12 protein-coding genes are annotated in these 18,251 nt (G+C 65.4%); 1 reads left to right on the top strand and 11 read right to left on the bottom strand.

Features of this window, described 5'->3' with window-relative positions:
* Window positions 1-2 precede the first annotated feature (2 nt).
* From FLM21_RS13525 to FLM21_RS13500, 6 genes are all read right to left on the bottom strand, one after another.
* Complete coding sequence (locus FLM21_RS13525) at window positions 3-788, bottom strand: heme ABC transporter ATP-binding protein (RefSeq protein WP_148716075.1); 786 nt, start codon at window positions 786-788, stop codon at window positions 3-5.
* A complete protein-coding gene (locus FLM21_RS13520) occupies window positions 785-1,819 on the bottom strand; it encodes a FecCD family ABC transporter permease (RefSeq protein ID WP_148716074.1) in 1,035 nt (344 codons plus the stop codon). Before FLM21_RS13520 ends, FLM21_RS13525 begins: the two co-directional genes overlap by 4 nt.
* Window positions 1,820-1,826: 7 nt before the next feature.
* Window positions 1,827-2,672: a heme/hemin ABC transporter substrate-binding protein gene (locus tag FLM21_RS13515; RefSeq protein ID WP_148716073.1), complete on the bottom strand. Its 846-nt coding sequence runs from the start codon at window positions 2,670-2,672 to the stop codon at window positions 1,827-1,829.
* A 10-nt stretch (window positions 2,673-2,682) separates the two neighbouring features.
* Entirely contained in the window at window positions 2,683-3,747 is a 1,065-nt protein-coding gene (locus tag FLM21_RS13510) for a hemin-degrading factor (RefSeq protein ID WP_148716072.1), read from the bottom strand.
* An 88-nt stretch (window positions 3,748-3,835) separates the two neighbouring features.
* Window positions 3,836-5,134, bottom strand: a complete 1,299-nt coding sequence (locus FLM21_RS21545; RefSeq protein WP_148716071.1) for an HmuY family protein — start codon at window positions 5,132-5,134, stop codon at window positions 3,836-3,838.
* A gap of 20 nt (window positions 5,135-5,154) precedes the next feature.
* Window positions 5,155-7,161 (bottom strand): TonB-dependent receptor plug domain-containing protein, encoded by a 2,007-nt coding sequence (locus FLM21_RS13500; RefSeq protein WP_222846697.1) that lies wholly within the window; start codon window positions 7,159-7,161, stop codon window positions 5,155-5,157.
* 422 nt (window positions 7,162-7,583) lie between these two features.
* On the opposite strand from FLM21_RS13500, the gene FLM21_RS13495 reads away from it, so the two are divergent.
* On the top strand, window positions 7,584-9,680 hold the full coding sequence (locus FLM21_RS13495; protein WP_148716070.1) for a tetratricopeptide repeat-containing diguanylate cyclase: 2,097 nt from the start codon (window positions 7,584-7,586) through the stop codon (window positions 9,678-9,680).
* A gap of 36 nt (window positions 9,681-9,716) precedes the next feature.
* Here FLM21_RS13495 and FLM21_RS13490 read toward each other — a convergent pair whose 3' ends face one another.
* The 5 genes from FLM21_RS13490 to FLM21_RS13470 all read right to left on the bottom strand — a co-directional run bounded on the left by FLM21_RS13490 (window position 9,717) and on the right by FLM21_RS13470 (window position 18,250).
* Window positions 9,717-11,123, bottom strand: coding sequence for an efflux transporter outer membrane subunit (locus FLM21_RS13490; protein WP_187359901.1), 1,407 nt, complete (start codon window positions 11,121-11,123; stop codon window positions 9,717-9,719).
* Window positions 11,116-14,253, bottom strand: a complete 3,138-nt coding sequence (locus FLM21_RS13485; RefSeq protein ID WP_148716068.1) for an efflux RND transporter permease subunit — start codon at window positions 14,251-14,253, stop codon at window positions 11,116-11,118. Before FLM21_RS13485 ends, FLM21_RS13490 begins: the two co-directional genes overlap by 8 nt.
* Before the next feature lie 12 nt (window positions 14,254-14,265).
* Complete coding sequence (locus tag FLM21_RS13480; RefSeq protein WP_148716067.1) at window positions 14,266-15,426, bottom strand: efflux RND transporter periplasmic adaptor subunit; 1,161 nt, start codon at window positions 15,424-15,426, stop codon at window positions 14,266-14,268.
* Window positions 15,427-15,675: 249 nt separating this feature from the next.
* Window positions 15,676-17,058 (bottom strand): efflux transporter outer membrane subunit, encoded by a 1,383-nt coding sequence (locus tag FLM21_RS13475; protein ID WP_148716066.1) that lies wholly within the window; start codon window positions 17,056-17,058, stop codon window positions 15,676-15,678.
* Between the two features lie 13 nt (window positions 17,059-17,071).
* Window positions 17,072-18,250, bottom strand: a complete 1,179-nt coding sequence (locus tag FLM21_RS13470; protein WP_148716065.1) for an HlyD family secretion protein — start codon at window positions 18,248-18,250, stop codon at window positions 17,072-17,074.
* Window position 18,251 lies beyond the last annotated feature (1 nt).

The raw sequence follows: 18,251 nt of genomic DNA, 5'->3' as shown, positions 1-18,251 counted from the left end.
GTTCAGTCGAACAACACCAACGGCCGGCCCGCATCATGTGGGTGGGGCACGACGGTGGCCGGGATCTGATAGACCTGCTGCAGCGTATCGGGCGTCAACACCTCGGCTGGCGCACCGTAGGCAACGGTCTCGCCGCCGGCGAGCAGCAGCAGCTGATCGCACCAGCGGGCGGCCAGATTTACATCGTGCAGCACGCACAGCACCGCCAGTTTTTCCTCGCGCGCCAGATCGTGCGCCGCAGCCAGTAGCGACTGTTGGTGGCGCGGATCGAGGCTGGCCGTCGGCTCATCCAGCAACAGGCAGCCCCCACTGCTGGCGGGCTTGCCGGCCAGTACCTGGACCACCACGCGAGCGAACTGCACCCGTTGTTGTTCGCCGCCCGACAGCTGCAGATAGCGGCGGCCGACGAAGTGCAGGCCATCGGCGAGCTGCAAGCCGCGCTCGACCAATGCGTCGACTTCCACAGGCGCAAGCTCGGGGTACGGGTAGGCGCCCATGCTGACCACTTCGGTGACCGAGAGGTCGAAGCTCAGTGTCGGCGATTGCGGTAATACGGCGCGGTGACGGGCGAGTGCCGCGCTATCGAGTTCGGCCAGCGGCCGGCCGGCAATCTGCACCTCGCCGTGGCTGGCAGCGAGCTCACCGGCCAGCACGCCGAGCAGGGACGATTTGCCAGCGCCGTTGGCGCCCAGCACGCCGAGCACTTCGCCGGCGGCGAGCTCGAGCGAGACATCGGTCAGCACCGTGCGCTGACCGCGGCGGCAACCGATATGGCGGGCGGTGATCATCGTGCACCGCCACGAGTAAGCAACCACAGGAAGAAGGGACCGCCGATCAGGCTGGTGACCACGCCGATGGGCAATTCGGATGGGATGACGACGATGCGTGCCAGCCAGTCCGCCAGTACCAGCGACAGGGCGCCGGCGAGAATGGCCGTTGGCAGCAGGCCGCGATGGTCGGCGCCGAGCGACAACCGGACCAAGTGCGGCACCACCAGGCCGACAAAGCCGATGGTGCCGGTGGCCGCGACCAGCGGGCCGACCAGCAAGGCGGTCAGCACGATCAGGCGACGGCGCAGCGGCTTCAGGGCGAAACCGAGGTGGTGCGCCTCGCGCTCGCCCAGCAATAGCGCATTCATCGCGCGCCAGTCGCGCAGCAGCAGTGCACAGATGACCACGGTCCACGGCCCGAGGAAGGCCAGCAGCGGCCAGGTGGCCCCGGCGAGGCTGCCGAGGTTCCAGAACGTCAGCGTGCGCAGCTGTGCATCGTTGGCGAGGTAGGTGAACAGGCCAATGATGGCCCAGCAGATCGCATTGATTGCCACCCCGGCCAGCAGGATGCTGGCCATGCCGTGGCCGATGCGGCCCAGCCGGTAGGCCGCGAGCGTGGCGAGCAGGCTGCCGACGAAGGCGGCCGGTGCCATCAGCGTGAAACTGGCGCCACCAAGCACGATGGCCGCCACGGCGCCGAGCGCGCCGCCGGCCGAGATGCCGACGAGGCCCGGTTCGGCGAGCGGGTTGCGGAACAGCGCCTGCATGGCTGCCCCGGCCAGCGCGAGGCCGCCGCCGACCAGCACGGCGAACAGCACCCGCGGCAGGCGCACCTGCCACAGCACGCTGTGCCACATCGCCCCATCCGGGGTGCCCGGCGCGGCAAACAGCAGGCCGGGCAGGGCGGAGAACGGAATGTCGACTGCGCCGCTGGCGGCGGCGGCGAGCATCGTCAGCAGCAGCAGTAGCGCAAGCAGAGCGCACAACCGCGGTGCGGTCCAGCGTGGGCCGGGAGGGAGGGAAACGGTCGGGACAGTCACGGCGGCCATGCTAACACTATCTCCTGGCGACCTTGCCGTCGAAGCCGGCCTGCAGCTCGGCCAGCGCTTCAGGCAACCGCGGGCCGAAGCCGAGCAGCAGCAGGTCATCCATCACCACCACGCGCTTGTTGCGCGCTGCGGGCGTGGCGGCGATGCCGGGCATGGCGAGCAGCTTTTCCACGCTGCCGAACTGGCCGATGCTCATGCGCGTGGTAACGATGACGTCCGGTGCCAGTGCAGCGGCCGCTTCATTGGCCAGCGGCTTGTAGCCCTGTTGACCAGCCAGCACGTTGACGCCGCCGGCGAGCCGCAGCGTGGCATCGGCGGCAGTGCCGCCACCGGCGCCGTCGAGCGGATGGCTGGCGCGGCTGGTGACGATCAGCGTGCGCGGGCCTTTGATGCCGGCGGCGAGCTTGACGCCATCATTCACCTGCTTGACTAGAGCCCGGCCGGCATCGACCTTGCCAAGCGCGGCGGCCACGCCGTGGATGCGCTGCTCCAGCCCTCGCAGCGTGGGCTGCGAGTTGAGCACGATCACGCGGCGGCCGAAGCTGCGCAGTCGCTCCAGCTGCTCGGGTGGGCCGGCCTGGTCGGAGGCGAGGATCAGGTCGGGCTTGAGCGACATCACGCCTTCGACCGAGAAGCTACGGTAGTAGCCGACCTTGGGTAGCTTGTGAGCGGCGGCGGGGTAGATGCTGGAGTCGTCGACACCAACGACCTGGCTGCCGGCATCGAGTGCAAACACCAGCTCGGTGATCGGCCCGCCAAGCACGACGATGCGCTGCGGCGAGGTGGCCGCCTGTACCGCCAGCGGCAACATGGCGGCAACGGCAAGCAGCAGCCCGGAGAACAAGCGTTTCATGGGCATCTCCTCAGGCGGCCAGCGGTTGCGGAGCGAGGCCGACCAGCAGTTCGCGCCAGGCGGTCAATTCCGGCTTGCCGGGTTTGCGCTCGCCGAAGAACTGCACGATAAGCTCGCCGGAGGCGGAATAGATCTCGACCGAAGTCACCCAGCCATCGCTGGTGGGCTTGTTGACGATCCAGGTCGAGGCAATCTCGCTGGTATTGAGGTGCAGGTTGAACTTGGGGTCGAGCACGTTGTACCAGGGGCCGGTGCGAACCAGCTTGTGTACGGGGCCGCTGTGGATCTGCACGATGCCGCGGTTGCCGACGAAGCACATGATCGAGAGTGCTGTCTCGGCGGCGCGGGTGAGCACCGTTTCCACCGTGTCGTTGGGGACCTGCTGCGCCAGATCGCTGCCGGCTGCCGCGAGGGCGCCCAGGCGCGAGACCTTGAACTTGCGCAGCATGGGGAAGAACTCGTGGGTGTCCTGCATCGCCAACCAGGCCGTGCGCAAGGCCGCGGCATCGTCGGCCTGATCGGCCTCGGCACCCGTAGCGATGGGCTCGACCGCTGGCAGGTTGCGCGCGCCCCGCACCGCGAAGCGGGCGACCAGCACGTCGTAGGCGGCGGCATCGGTGTCGTCGGTGACGAACACCTTGTGCACTGCCACGCCTTCCTTGTCGAAAAACTGGATGCTGCGGCGGTCGTTCTCGTTCACCGCATAGCAGTATTTCCAGCAGGTGAAGAACATGCGCAGGTCGATATCGGGGCCGAGCACCAAGCCGACCGGGCCGCCGGCCTGGATGTCTTCGTAGCGGCCGTACCGTTCGTGTACGCACCATTCGTTGCGTGACAGCGCCATCACCTGGCCGAGCGTGCCGAGCTCGCGGAAGATCGCCTGCATCGGCGCGTCGCCTTCGGCGGCGAGTTCTGTCGAGGTCAGACCGCATTCGGCTGCCACCAGCTGGGCCTCGCTGGCACCGAGGCGGGCAGCGCGTTCGCGGATACGCAGGCGCGGTTCGGCTGCAACGAGTTCGGCGTGGCGGTGGCGCAGATCGGCGGCGGCGTCGCGATCGAGGACGGAAGTGTTCATGTCAGCTCCATGAAGCGATGTTGGAGAAAAAAACCGCCTGACACCCTTGTGCCAGGCGGTATGGAGGGCGTTGCTCTGGTGGGGGCGCTTACGGGCGCGGTTGCACGTCGAACTGGAAGGTCCAGGTCTGCGCGCTGGTGGCGCTGGTCGGATCGGCGTACTGGATCTGGGTCAGGCGGACGCGGGCGTAGCTGTCGCCCTCACCGGAGCGCAGCAGCGAGCCCTGGTCGGTATTGGCCTTCAGCTGGTGGGCGACGAGGCCGACCGGGCTCGCGACCGCAGCGCTGGCGTAGTAGGTGTACCAGCCGTAGTTCACGGTCATGTTCGGGTAGCTGCCGTTCATCACGCCTGCCGGGTTGAGCGTGGACTTAAGGCCATCCTTGACCCATGCCGCGGCGGTGGCCGGCAATGACAGCGTGCCTTGCAGGTCGGCCAGCGTATCGTTGAGGTTGGTGGTGGACTGGAACTTGGCCACGACCGGGGTGGTACCGGTGTAGAAGCCGGCCGGCTGTGCGCCGACGAAGCCGGCGACGGTGCCGCTGCCCGAGCTGCCGCCGTTGAGCTTGACGTTGTAGCGATTGAAGGCGATCTGCCAGGTGCCGGTTTCGCTGCTGACGGCGCCTGCGCCACCGTTGGCGGTCAGGTCGTAGTAGACCCAGCCGGCGCTTGCATTGACCTGCGCGGTGCGCACGGTGGCAGCCGCTGCCCGATTGATCCAGCGGAACGATGGGTAGCCCGAGGTGGTCCCGGCTGCGCCGCCGTAGTAGCCGGTCAGCTGCAGCGCGAAGGTCTGCACCGTCAGGTCGCTGGCGGGTTTGCTCGAATCGGTGGTGATCACCAGCACCTTGAAGTTCGGGTAGAGCAGGTGGTCGTTGTCGCCGCCCACGCCGTACTCGAACACCGCGGAAGCGATGCCGTTGCTGCCGCTGAATACGCTGCTCGGGCTGTCCTTGGCGTACAGCGTCGGCAGGATGGCCTGACCGGTGGCCGGATCAGTGGTGCCGTTCTTCCAGGTGGCGAGCTCGGTCCAGGTGTGGTCAAGCGGGCTGCCGAACACGCCGCCATTGCCGGTACCGGAAACGCCGCCATTGCTCCAGAACGAGGGCGTGCTGCGTCCGGCTGCCGGGGCCTGCAGTTTCAGATCCCAGTTGTTGCCGGTGCAACCGGCGACTTCGGCTTGGGTATCGAAGTCGTAGCAGACGGTGGCATTCGGCGTGGCCGGAATCGCGATGGTCCAGTTCGCCGTCTTGCTGAAGCCGGCGGGGGCCGGGGTTGGCGTGGGGGTGGGCTGGCTGCCGCCATCACCACCGCCGCCACCGCAGGCGGCCAGGGCCAGCGTGGTGGCGAGCAGGGCGGCGGTCAGCGCGCGCTGTTGTGTGGGTTGCATCTCGGGACTCCCTCGTGGTTTTAATGGCCCCAGGCGTAGCGTGCGCCTAGGTAGAAATAGCGACCGACGACGGGGCCGAAGTCGTCGGGGTCGGTAAAGTCGCGTTGCGCATCGAACAGGTTGTCGATGCCGGCGTAGGCGGTCAGCGCGTCGGTGAGGCGGTGGTTGTACTTGAGGTCGACGGTGGTCCAGGCGCCCGAGTAGGCGTTGCGCGCGCTATCCACCAGCTCCTTGCCCTGGTAGCGGGCGCGCAGGCTCAGCGTGCCGTTCTGCCAGGCATTCCAGTCGGCACCGAGGCGCGCCATGTTGCGGGGGCGGCGGGTGAGCGCCTGGCCGGTGGCGAGGTCCTCGGTATCGGTGAAGGTGTAGGCCGCGTTGAAGCGCAGTGCGGTGCTGGCACGCCAGTCGAGTGCCAACTCGATGCCGCGGGTTTCGGCGCGGTTGATGTTCTCGTAGCTGTAGATGGCGACGCCGCTGCCGTTGCTGCCCGGGTTGTCCTCGTCGACCTGGATCAGATCGCGCACACGGTTGTAGAAGGCATTGGCGTCGAGCGTGACTGCGTCGCCCCACGACAGCGAGCCGCCAAGCTGCCAGCTGTTCGATGATTCGGGCTTGAGATCCGGATTGCCGATCACGACATAGCCGAGCGAGCTGTGATCGAACAGGTAGTGCCGTTCCTTGAGGTTGGGCACACGGTAGCCTTCGCCCCAGCTGGCGCGCAGCACGCCACGCCAGCCCCCGGCGTTGAGCACATTGCCGCGTAGCGCCACCTTGGGGGCGACATGGCCGCCGAAGTCGGAGTCGTCCTGCCAGCGCAGGCCCAGCACCATTTCCCAGACGTCGTTGAAGATGATGTCGTTCTGGGCAAACAGCTCGACATTGGAGCGCTCGGCATCGCCGGCGAATTCGGAGGTGCCATCCTTGCGCTGGGTCAGCGTCTCGTCGTGCAGGTCGAAGCCAAACTGCCAGAGCTGGCTGTACCAGGCCGGCATGTCGACCTGGCCGGAGAGATGGCGCGTTTCCTGGCTGGCGTAGCGGTCGTCATAGGCCGCGGTGCCGATGTTGTTGGTCTTTTGCGAGTGGCTGTCGTAGGTCTCGGACAGGCCCTTGAGCTCGACGCGCAGGCCGCTGTCGACGCGCCAGTTTCCACCTGCCAGCAGGCGATCCCGGGTGATCTTCTCGGTCTTCTGCGGCAGGATCAGGTTGGGCGGGACGAACTCGGGCGCGGTGCGCTGCACGTCGTCCTCGCGGTAGGTGCTGCCCTCGATCCACAGCTCGCCGGCTGTGCTCGGCAGCCAGGCCAGGCGGGCGCCGTACTGCTCGCGCCGGCTGGCATCGCCTTGACGGGTCCAGGCATCCGGATCGACGCCAAAGCCATCATCATCGACCACCTGACCGTCGACGCGTAACCGCCATTGGGCATTGCCGCCCTCGATCTGGAACTGGCCGTTCTTCACGCCGGGGCGGGCGCTGTTGCCGCTGTCGTTCTGGCTGCCATAGCTGCCGAGGCTGCCCTCGACGCTGGCGCGCAGGCCCGGCTGGGTGCGCCGCGTGATCACGTTGACGACACCACCCATGGCCGAGCTGCCGTACTGTGCCGACGCGGCGCCCTTCACCACCTCGATGCGCTCCACCTCGGCCAGCAGGTACTGGCTGAGGTCCACTGTCGAGCCGGTGCTGGCCGCGAGCGGCATGCCGTCGATTAGCACCAGCACCTGGTCGCTGGTCATGCCCTGCAGCGAGAGCTCGTAGCCGGACTTGCCCAGCACCTGGCGCAGTTGCAAGCCCGGGATGTTCTCCAGCGCTTCGGTCAAGGTCTTGGCATGGGTGCGCTCGATCTCGCCCCGGCTGATCACCTCGGTGCGTACTGGCGCTTCCTCGATGGTCTTCTCGCTACGGGTGGCGGTGACCACGATGGTGTCGAGCGTGGCGTCGGCGTGTACCTGGGCGGCGATGAACAGGCTCAGCCCGGCAAGAGCGCGACGAGGGAAAGGCGGACGAGGCAGGAGGCGAGGGCGAAAGAACACGGCAGGCTGATCTTTGTGATTGAATTTTTGCAGATGGTAATCATTGTTATTTGTGTTTGCAATCTCATTCAATAAATAGCAATAACTGCCGTTTATCCGTGTTTTTGTATGCACTCGTCGGCGTGAGGCATCGATACTCAACCGCAGATCGGCGGATCAGCGATCGGCGCCAGGCGTGGCGCGGCATGGCGACGCTGCGGGCAGGCGTGGAAAGTGGCCGGAAACTGGGAGGAAATCGCGCGTTGCTACTTGTTCGTCATTTTTGTGCAAGCTGTACTGGCTGTTGCTTGACGGCGACGCAATCTGGTGGGCATTTGCGGTGCGTGCCTGTGCATGCTATTGGTGCGGCATAGGAGGTAAGCAGATTGGATGCCGCGATCGCCCCGCAGCTGCAGCAAGCGCTGAGCAGGATAGAAGCGACCATGCATGCACAGCCGCAGGAAGCGCTACGCCTGTGCGAGCAGGTGTTCGCCGAAGCCTGGCAGATGCGCGAGCCGCTGGCGCACGTGCTGGCGGCCGAGCGCTATGGCCTGATCATGGATCACCTGGGGCGTGGTATCGAAGCGCGCAACGCGCTGTTCGACGCGTTGCAGGCTGCACAATCGGCGCACCTGTTCGCCGGCGAGGCACGGCTCCTCGAGCAGATCGCCCGTGGCTACTACACCGAGGGCCAGTATCGTCAGGCGATCCAGTACTGGGCCCATTGTGCTGAAGTGTCCGAGCAGAGCGGCCGCGAGGTGAAGACCTGGATTTCCGCCAAGGTCGGCCTGGGCCAGATCTACTACGCGCTCGGTGATTTCGAATCGGCGGCGGCCTTGCACCGCGAGGCGCTGGCCCGGGTGCACGAGGCGGGCGATCCCTACCTCGATGCCAAGGTCAAGATCAATCTGGGCGTCGACCTGATCCCGTTGCAGCGCAGCAGCGAGGCGACCGAGGTGTTCATGGCCGCGCTCGATCTCTGCCTGCTGCACCAGTTTTCCGATTACGCCGCCGAAACCAGCTTCCGCCTCGGGCAGATCCAGCTTGAGCAGGGGGAGCTCAAGCATGCGTTCGCCTTTCTCGACGCGGCACTCGGCCATGCGCGCGACGTCGACTACCGCTGGGGCGAGGCCAATATCCTGGCCTGCCAAGCCGAGGTATTCGCGCGGCAGGGCGACCATGCGACCGCGCTGCAGACGGTGCGGCGCGCCCAGGTGATCGCCAACGCCGACCGCTTCTCGCACATGCTGCACCAGCAGCATTTCGCTGCCGCGCGCTATGCCGAGGCGATGGGCGACGTGGTCACTGCGCTGACCGAACTCAAGCTCGCCCACCATGGTGAACGCAATCTGTTGGCGGGGTCGGTGCCCGAGCGCAACAAGGAACTGGAGGACAAGGCCGGCTTGCGGCCCAGCGCCAACCGCATGCTGGTGGAGCTGTCCAACCATGTGCTGATCGAGGAGGGCGCGCAAGATGAGGCGCTGGCGCTGATCACCGGCGAGAGCTGCCGCATCATGGATGTCGAGCGTGCGTCGGTCTGGCTGCTCGACCACGATATGCAGCAGCTGCGCTGTGTCAGCCTGTGCGTGCTCGGTGGTGGCCGCGTCCGCAAGGCGACACTGGCCCGCGAGGCCTGCCCGGCCTTCTTCGACTGGCTGGCGCGCGATCCCAACCCGATGATCGCCCATGATGCCGAGCACCATCCGTATTCCTGGGAGCTGGCGCAGGGTTACCTGCAGGAAATCGGCATCCGTTCGATGCTGGCGTTTGCCATCCGCGTGGCCGGCAAGCCGCGTGGGGCGCTGTTGCTGGGCGTCACCGGACCACAGCGCAACTGGACACCCGACGACGTGATGAAAGGCCAGCAATTGGCGGACGTGGCCACCCGTGCGCTGGCCAGCCAGGAGCGCCGGCTGTTCCAGCAGCAGATCAGCACGCTCAACGACGAACTGGTGCGTACCAACGAAGCGCTGGAAGCACGTGTGCGTGATCGCACCGCTGCGCTGGAAAAGCGCAATACCGAGTTGCTGGCGCTGAACGAGACCATCCGGGTGATGGCCACGGTCGATGAACTCACCGGCATCTACAACCGCCGCCATATCGTCGAGCGGTTGCGGCAGGAGGAGGCACGCAGCGAACGCGGCGAGCATCCGTTCTGCGTCTGCCTGATCGACATCGATTACTTCAAGGACGTGAATGACCGCTACGGGCATGGCGCTGGCGACGAGGTGCTGCGCGTGGTGGCGCAGACCGCACGCGCCACGATCCGCGAAACCGATTGCGTCGGGCGTTATGGCGGCGAGGAATTCCTGATGCTGCTGACCGGCGCCGATCTGGACGGCGGACGGTACATCGCCGAGCGCCTGCGCGTTGCCACTGCGGCGTTGCGCTTCCCAAGGATCGGCAACGATTTTCGCGTCACCATCTCGCTGGGCGTGGCCTGCCATGTGCTCGGCGAACACATCGAGCAGACCATCAACCGCGCCGACGAATCGCTGTACCGCGCCAAGGCAGAAGGCCGCAACCGCGTAGTCAGCTGAGCGTGCCGGACGGTGGTCCGGCACGCGCTCTCCATCTCAGCTCGCGGCCGGTTCGGCGCGCCAGCCGCCCCCCAGTGCCTTGATCAACGCCAGTTGCGACACCAGTTCGTCGCGTTGTGCGTCGATCAGGTTCAGCCGCACCTGGAACTCGGTGCGCTCCGCGTCCAGCACTTCCAGATAGTCCGAATAGCCGTTGTCGTAACGCAAGCGTGCAAGGCGAACCTGCCGGGTGAGTGCAGCCGTCTGCTGTTGCAGCGCGGCGGCACGTTCACGGGCGCGCTGCACACCGTCGAGTGCAACGCGGACATCGCCGAACGCACTGCGCACTGCCTGCTCGTACCCGATCGCTGCCTGCTTGTCGCGTGCGCGTGCCTGGTCGACCTGGGCGGCGGTGAGGCCGTTGTCGAACAGCGGCATGGCGAGATTGCCGGCATAGGACCAGACCTTGGACGGCCCGTCGAACAGGTTGGAGAACTCAAGGCTCTGCACGCCGAACAGGCCGGTCAGCGTGATCCGGGGAAACCAGGCGGCGCGGGCCACCTGGATCTGGGCGCGGGCCGCACGCAACTGCGCCTCGGCCGACTGTACGTCGGGTCGCCGCAGCAGCAGGTCCGACGGCAGGCCGGATGGAATGTTGACCGCGCTCGGCACGATCAGGTCGATGGCCACGCCACGCGGAGCCTGGTCCTCGAACACGCTGCGGGCGCTGGCGCCGGTGAGGATCAACAGCGTGTTTTGTGCCGCGGTCTGCGAGGCCTGCAGTGCCGGCAGGGCGGCACGCGCATCCATCAACTCGGCTTCGGCCTGGCGCACGTCGAGCTCGGAAGTCATCCCCCCCTTGAACCGCTTTACACGCAGCGCGTAGGACTCTTCGCGGGTGTTGAGCGTCTGCTGGGCCACATCGACCTGTGCATCAAGGGCACGCAGGTTGAAATAGGCCTCGACGGTGGCGGTGCTGACTGCCAACAGCACGCCATCGCGCTCGAACTCGCTGGCGCGCAGTTGTTCCAGCGCGGCTTCACGCTGGTTGCGCACGCGGCCCCACAGGTCGAGCTCCCAGCTGGCACTGGCGGCGAACTGGTAGTCCTCGTAGGTGCCGAGCCCGGCTTGCGGGCCATTGCGTGACACCCGCTGGCGGCTGCCGCTGGCGCCAAGATCGAGGCGTGGCAATTGTTCGGCCGAGGCAATGCCAAGCGCGGCCCGGGCCTCCTCGATGCGTGCGATGGCAGTCGCGACATCGGCGTTGTGACCGCGGGCCGTCTCGACCAGGGTATCGAGTTCGCTGCTGCCGTATTGCTTCCACCATTGCGGATCGAATTCCGGCATCACTGCCACGGTCACCGGCAGTTCCTGGCTGGGTGGTGTGCGATCTGGCGTGAAGCCGCAGCCGGTGAGAACTGCCGCCGCGAGCAGCGACAGGGCGAAGGGCAAGGGCTTATTCATGGCCGGCCTCCGCATTGCGTGCTTCCTGATCCCGCTGTTTCTCCGCGGGCTTCATGATCAGCCGGAAGAACAGCGGCACGAAGAAGGTGGCGATCAGCGTGGCGGCCAGCATGCCGCCGATCACGCCGGTGCCGATCGAATGGCGGCTGGCGGCACCGGCGCCGCTCGAGGTCACCAGCGGCACGCAACCGAGGATGAAGGCGAGCGACGTCATCACGATGGGTCGGAAGCGCAATCGCGATGCCTCCAGTGCCGCATCCATCAGGCTCATGCCTTCGCGGTATTTCTCCACGGCGAATTCGACGATCAGGATGGCGTTCTTGGCGGCGAGGCCGATCAGCGTGACGAGGCCGATCTGGAAATACACGTCGTTGTTGAGCCCGGTGACCCACACCGCCAGCATGGCGCCGAACAGCGCGAACGGCACCGCGGTGATGACGGCAAGCGGCAGCGTCCAGCGCTCGTACTGCGCGGCCAGGATCAGGAACACCATGATGATGCCGAAGATGAAAGCCTGAGCCGAGGAACCGCCGGCGGCCTTTTCCTGGTAGGCGCTGCCGGTCCAGGCCAGCGAGTAGTCGGTGCTCAGCGTTTCGGCGGCGATGGCCTCGGCGGCGGCGATGGCCTGGCCGCTGGAATAGCCGGGGGCCGGCTGCAGCATCACCTTCGCGGCGGAGAACACGTTGAAGCGCTCGACGAGCTCGGGCCCCGTCACCCGCTCCACCCGCACCAGCGAATCGAGCGGGATCATGTTGCCGCTGGCCGAGCGCACGAACACGTTGCGGATATCCTCGGGGCGCGAACGGAAATCGGCTTCCGATTGCAGCTGCACCTTGTAGGTGCGGCCGAACTTGTTGAAGTCGTTCACGTAGAGTGAACCAAAGGTGGCCGACAGCGCGTTGAACACCTGGTCGACCGGCACGCCCAGCGTCTTGGCCTTTTCCCGATCCAGGTCGAAGAACATCTGCGGTACCGAGGCGCGGTAGGTGGTGGTGACGCTGGCGAATTCCGGGCGCTTCTGCGCCGCGGCAAGGTAGGCCTGGGTTGCCGCCTCGATCTGCTTGGGATCGGTGCTGGCGCGGCTTTGCAGGTAGGCTTCCAGCCCACCGGTGGTGGACATGCCCGTGATCGCTGGCGGATTGAAGGCCAGTACCATCGATTCCTTGATGGCAAAGCCCGCCGCCATGATCTTCTTCGCCAGCGAGAACGAATCCTGTCCTTCGCCTTGGCGCTCGTCCCAATCCTTCAGCGTGACGAACACCGCTGCGGCGTTGGAGCGGTAGGTGCTCGACAGCAGGTCGAACCCGGCAAAGCTCAGCACCTGCGCCACGTCCGGCTCCTTGGTCAGGAAGGCATCGAGCTGGCCGGTGACCGCCTGCGTGCGGGTGAGCGATGCGGCATCCGGCATCACCGGCACCACCATCAGGTAACCCTGGTCCTCGTCCGGCACCAAGCCGCCCGGCACCGTCTTGAACAGCAGTAGCAGGCAGACCATCAGCGCGCCGAACACGCCGAAGGCCACCAGCACCCGGCGGTTGAGGAAGGAAACGCCGCGCACATAGCCGCCGGTGAGCCGATCGAAGCCGTTGTTGAACCAGACGAAGAACTTGTTCGGCTGATGGTGGCCGGGCTTCAGGATCAGTGCGCACAGTGCGGGGGTGAGTGTCAGCGCGACGAGGCCCGAGATGGTGACCGATACAGCGATGGTGACGGCGAATTGCTTGTACATCACCCCGGTCATCCCGCCCATGAAGGCCACCGGCAGGAACACCGAGCACAGCACCAGCACAATGGCGACCACGGGGCCGGATACTTCTTCCATCGCCTTGATTGCCGCCTGTTTGGGGCTGCATTTCTCGGTGCTCATGATGCGCTCGACGTTTTCCAGCACCACGATGGCATCGTCCACCACGATACCGATGGCGAGCACCATGCCGAACAGCGTGAGCAGGTTGATCGAGAAGCCCAGCACCACCATCCCGGCGAAGGTGCCGATCAACGAGACCGGTACCGCAATGCAGGGAATCAGCGTGGCGCGGAAGTTCTGCAGGAAGATGAACACCACCAGGAACACCAGGATGATGGCCTCGACCAGCGTGTGGACCACTTCCTCGATCGAGATTTTCACGAACTTGGTGGTGTCGTAGGGGATGTTGTACTGCATGCTCGGTGGAAAGCGCGGCTCCAGCTCCTTCATCTTGGCGTTCACCGCATCGAGCACGCCGATGGCGTTGGCGCCCGGTTGCAGGTACAGGCCGATGCCGACGGTGGGCTTGCCGTTGCGCTTGGACACCACGTCGTAGCTGGCCGAGCCCAGCTCGATGCGCGCCACATCCTTGAGCTTGGTCTGCGAGCCATCCGAGTTGGAGCGGATGATGATGTTCTCGAAGTCCTTCACATCCTCCAGCCGGCCGCGCGCGGTGGCGGTGTAGGTGAATTCCAGCGGATGCGACGTCGGCTCGGCGCCGACCTTGCCGGCGGCGAACTGCTTGTTCTGCTCCTGGATGGCGGAGGTGATGTCGGATGGCGTCATCGACAGTTCGGCAAGCTTGTCCGGCCGTAGCCAGACGCGCATCGCGTAGTCGCCGGCGCCGATGATTGAGACATCGCCAATGCCGGTGATGCGCTTCAATTCGTCGACGACGTTGAGTTGGGCATAGTTGGACAGGTAGAGCGCATCGTAGCGGCCATCCTGCGAATCCAGCGTGACGAATCCCAGGATGGCGGTGGATTTCTTCTTCACCGTCACGCCCTGGCGTTTCACTTCGTCCGGCAGCTGCGCCATCGCCGCTTGAACGCGGTTGTTGGTGTTGATGGTGGCAAGATCGGGGTCAGTGCCGATGGCGAAGTAGACGTTGAGCGTCATCGAGCCGTTGGATGCGGCCGAGGACTGCATGTAGAGCATGTCCTCTACGCCGTTGACCTGCTGCTCGATCGGCGCGGCCACCGTCTCGGCGATCACCTGTGGCGAGGCGCCGGGGTAGTTCGCGGTTACCGAGACCACCGGTGGCACGATCTGCGGGTATTGCTCGATGGGCAGCGCAGTCATTGCCGCGAGGCCCGCCAGGGTGATGATGATGGAGATGACGCTGGCGAAGATCGGCCGTTCGATGAAGAACTTGGAGAACATGGTGCGTTCTCCTTAGCGGGCGGCCGGGGCGCTGGCGTGGGCTGCAGGCGGTGCAATGGTCACCGGTGAACCGGGCTTGGCCTTGAGCACCCCGTCGGTGATCACGCGCTCGCCCGCCTTCAGACCCTTGGTTACCACGTAGTTATTGCCATGAGTGGCGCCGAGTTCCACAGGCCTGACTTCCACCAGGTTCTTGTCGTTGACCACCAGCACGATCTTGTCGGCCTGCTGCTGCAGCACCGAGCGCTGCGGCACCAGGATGGCATCCTTCATGGTCACGCCGTGGATGCGCACGCGCACGAACTGACCAGGCAGCAGTTGGCCTTCCGGGTTCGGCACGATGGCGCGGGCGCGGATGGTGCCGGTGGCCGGATCAACCTTGCTGTCGGCGAAGTCGACATGCCCGCGCGTGCTGTAGCTTGAACCATCAGCCAATTGCAATTCGACCTCGAAATCGCGACTTTTGGGCATGATCAGCTGACCTGCCTTCTCCGCGCGTTGCAGGTTCAGTTGGTCTGCTTCGGAGAACGAGAAATTGGCGTAAAGCGGATCGAGCTGTGCGATGGTGGTCAACAGACCGCCGTTGGCGGTCGGCGATACCAAGCTGCCTTCGGAAACGTTGATCTTGCTTGCCATGCCGCCAATGGGCGCGACCACGTTGGTGTAGTCAAGATTGATTTGTGCTTCCTGCAGCTTGGCGCTGGCCGAGTCTAGATTGGCGGTGGCAGTGTCGAATGCGGCGAAGGCGTCGTCGTAATCCTTCTTGGAGACAGCATTCTCCTGGTAGAGCGGAATGATGCGCTCCTTGTCGAGCCGCGCCTTTTCCAATTGTGCCTTGGCCTGGGCCTGCACGCCGCGCGCCTGATCGAGCGCTGCGCGATATGGCGCCGGATCGATCTGGAACAGCAGCTGGCCTTCCTTGACCGGCTTGCCTTCGGTGTAGGTGCGCTTGAGCAGGATGCCCTCCACCCGGGCGCGCACTTCGATCTCGCGGTAGCCGGCGGTCTGGCCGACCGCTTCGTAGATCATCGGCACATTGGCGGGCTGGATGGTGACGACTGAAACCGGCGGCGGCGGGATATGCTTGGCTTCCTCCGTTTTGCCGCAGGCGGCGAACAGCACGGGAATCAGGCAGGCGAGAAAGGCCGATTGGCGTGGGAGGAATTGCGGCATTGCTTGAAGGCTCCCTGAATACGAAGGCTGGACTTGGCTGGCGCCAGTCTGGCTCATCACTGTTAAGTTTCGCCCATCGTTATAGATGATAAATGTCAGCCTTTCCCTCGGGGAATGCGCCGATTTGGCGTCAAGCTTGTCGGGATGTAAATGCGCAGATGTGTTTGCGCATTGATGAATCAATACACGGTTGTTGAAAACGAAACGGCCCACTTGGAGTGGGCCGTTTTGCGTGGCTTGGACATTGCGCTATTGGCTTGTGGCGCCCGTCGCTGTCCAGCTGCCTCCCAATGCCAGCAACAGGGTGACGCGCTGGTTGAGCTGCGCGGTCTGCAGCTGCAATTGCTCCATGCGCGTGGCCGTAAGTGATTGCTGGCGGTTGAGCACACTGCGCGGATCGCGCGATCCGACTTTCACCCGTACTTCCTCGCGGCGCAGCAGCGTCTGCTGTTCGGTGAAGCGGGCATCGAGCAGCTTGGCACGATCACGATAGGCCGCTTCGGCAAGCAGGCTGCCTTCCACATCCTTGAGTGCAGCCAGTGCCTGCGTGCCGTAGGCAATCGCGGCCTGCTTCTGCTTGGCATCGTAGAAGTCGACCTGGCCCTGCAACTGACCCCCGGTGAACAGCGGCGCGAGGAAGCTGCCAGTCAGCCCCTTCACCGGGCTTTCCGCACTGTTGAGCAGGAACAGATCACTGTCGACCCAGGTGATGGCCGCGCCGATCGAAATGCGGGGCAATCGCGCAGCCTGTGCCGATTGCTTCAGGTCGAAGGCAGCGGCGACCCGGCGCTCGGCGGCGATCAGGTCGGGGCGGCGTTCGAGTAGCTCGGCCGGCAGGCCGGCGGGCGGTGGTGGCGGCAGAGCGGGCAAGGCACCGGCTGCGGCAAGCTCGCCGGCGGGGTAGCGCCCCAGCAGGATTTCAAGCGTCTGTGCGGCCTGGCGCTCGGCAAGCTGCAGCTGGCGCAGCTCATCCTGGCGTTGGCGCAGGGCGATCTGGTTTTCCTGCTCCTCGGTGGCGGGGGCGATGCCGGTACGGATGCGCTGGCGGGTGATGCCAAGCAGGCGCTGCTGGGTGTCGACCAGCGTTTGCTGCTGTTCGAGCAGTTGCCGGTACTGCTGCAGCGCAAACCAGGCACGGGCCGTGGTGGCGACGACGACTTCGCGTGCCCACAGCAGATCGGCTTCGCTGGCGGCATATTGCGATTCGGCGGCGCGGGATTGCGCGCGCACCCGGCCCCAGACGTCGAGCTCCCAGTTGGCGGCAAGCGACAGTACCTGCGTTTCGCTGTTGCCACCAAGACCGCGGAGGCCGACGGCGGGGTAGAGCTCGCCGCCGTTGACGATCATCTGCGCGCGGGCTTCGTCGACGCGCGCGGCGGCAAGCTGCAGGTCGCGGTTGTGCGCTACCGCTTCGGCCACCAGCGCTTCCAGCGTGGCGTCGTGGAACTGCTTCAGCCAGTCGTCAGCCACTTCGCCTTGTGGCGATGCCGCGCGCCAGGCTTGTTCACGCGTCAGCGTCGACAATTGCTCGCCGCGCAGCGCATCGGTGTTCGGCGCAGGCTGCAGCGCGCAGCCGGCAAGGGCGGTGAACAGCAGGGCGATGATCGGTGTGGCTTTACCAAGAGGGGTCATGTGTCGTTTCCCCTCAGTGGAGCTTCAGGACCAGGTAGTTGAGCTTGGTGCTCACGCGCAGGAACACCTTGCGCAGGATATGCACCATCTGGCCATGTTCGGTGTAGATCGCCCCGGCGCCCAGGGCGCCGGCCGGCAGTACCAGGTTCTTGTACTTGCCATCGAGCTTGAGCTTCACGGCGAAGCGGTTAGGCGGCGTGCCTGCCGGACCGGTATTGGGCAGCATGCCGCCTTGTTGTACCTGGCCTTGCGACTGCGCCCAGATGATGGAATCGACGCGCGCCTTGATGATCTCGCCGGGGTGGGTCAGCAGCGCCACTTCGGCTTCATTGCCGTTGGTGACGTTGTAAAGTTCGTTCTGCTGATAGAACGCAATCAGTTCCTGCTCGTCCTCGACGAAGCTGAATGCCGGCGCGAACGGCATCGGAACCAGCATGGTGCCGACACGAATCTGCAAGTTGACCACGCGGCCATCCGCTGGCGCGCGGTAGATGGTCTGGTCAAGTTCCCATTGGGCGTTTTCCAGCTGGGTCTCGGTTTCGCCACGGCGGGCACGGGCGGAGGCGATGGCGGCAAACTCGCCCTGGCTCTTGGCCGAGAGCTTCTGCTTGGCCTCGCTTTCGGAAGCTTGTGCAGTAACGAACTCGCCTTCGAGTTCGCGCACCCGGGCGCGGGCGTCTTCGAGGGCAAACTTGTCACCGGCTCCAGCACCGACCAGCTCCTCGTGTTCGGCAAGCCGACGGCGCGCCAGATCGAGCTTGGCCTGGACGACCGACACCTTGCCAGCGGCGCCGCGGAGCGATTCGTTCAACTGCCGTGCCGAGGATTCGGCGTCGGCCAGTGCGGCGTCATCGGCCTTGAGGCGGGCTTTCAGCTGCTTCACCGCAGATTCGTATGGTGTCGGATCGATGCGCAGCAACACATCGCCCTTCTTGTAGTCGCGGTTGCCTTCTGCGGCGACCTCGATCACCCGGCCACGTACCTGCGGTACCACTTGCAGCACCTTGTTCATCACCCGCACGTCGCTGGAAGAGGGCGCGACCACGTTCAGCGTGAGGATGAGCAGCGTCAGGGCCACCACTGGGATGGTGAACACGATGACCATGGACACCTTGTTCCAAGGCAGCCATTTGAATTTGAAGAAGATCAGCCAGACGAAAAAGGCGTAGATGCCGAGCAGTAAAGCGTCCATG

It is taken from the genome of Chitinolyticbacter meiyuanensis (assembly GCF_008033135.1).
GTDB lineage: Bacteria > Pseudomonadota > Gammaproteobacteria > Burkholderiales > Chitinibacteraceae > Chitinolyticbacter > Chitinolyticbacter meiyuanensis.
The sequence above is the reverse complement of the archived record's forward strand: the minus strand, read 5'-3'. Positions and strand labels throughout refer to the sequence as shown.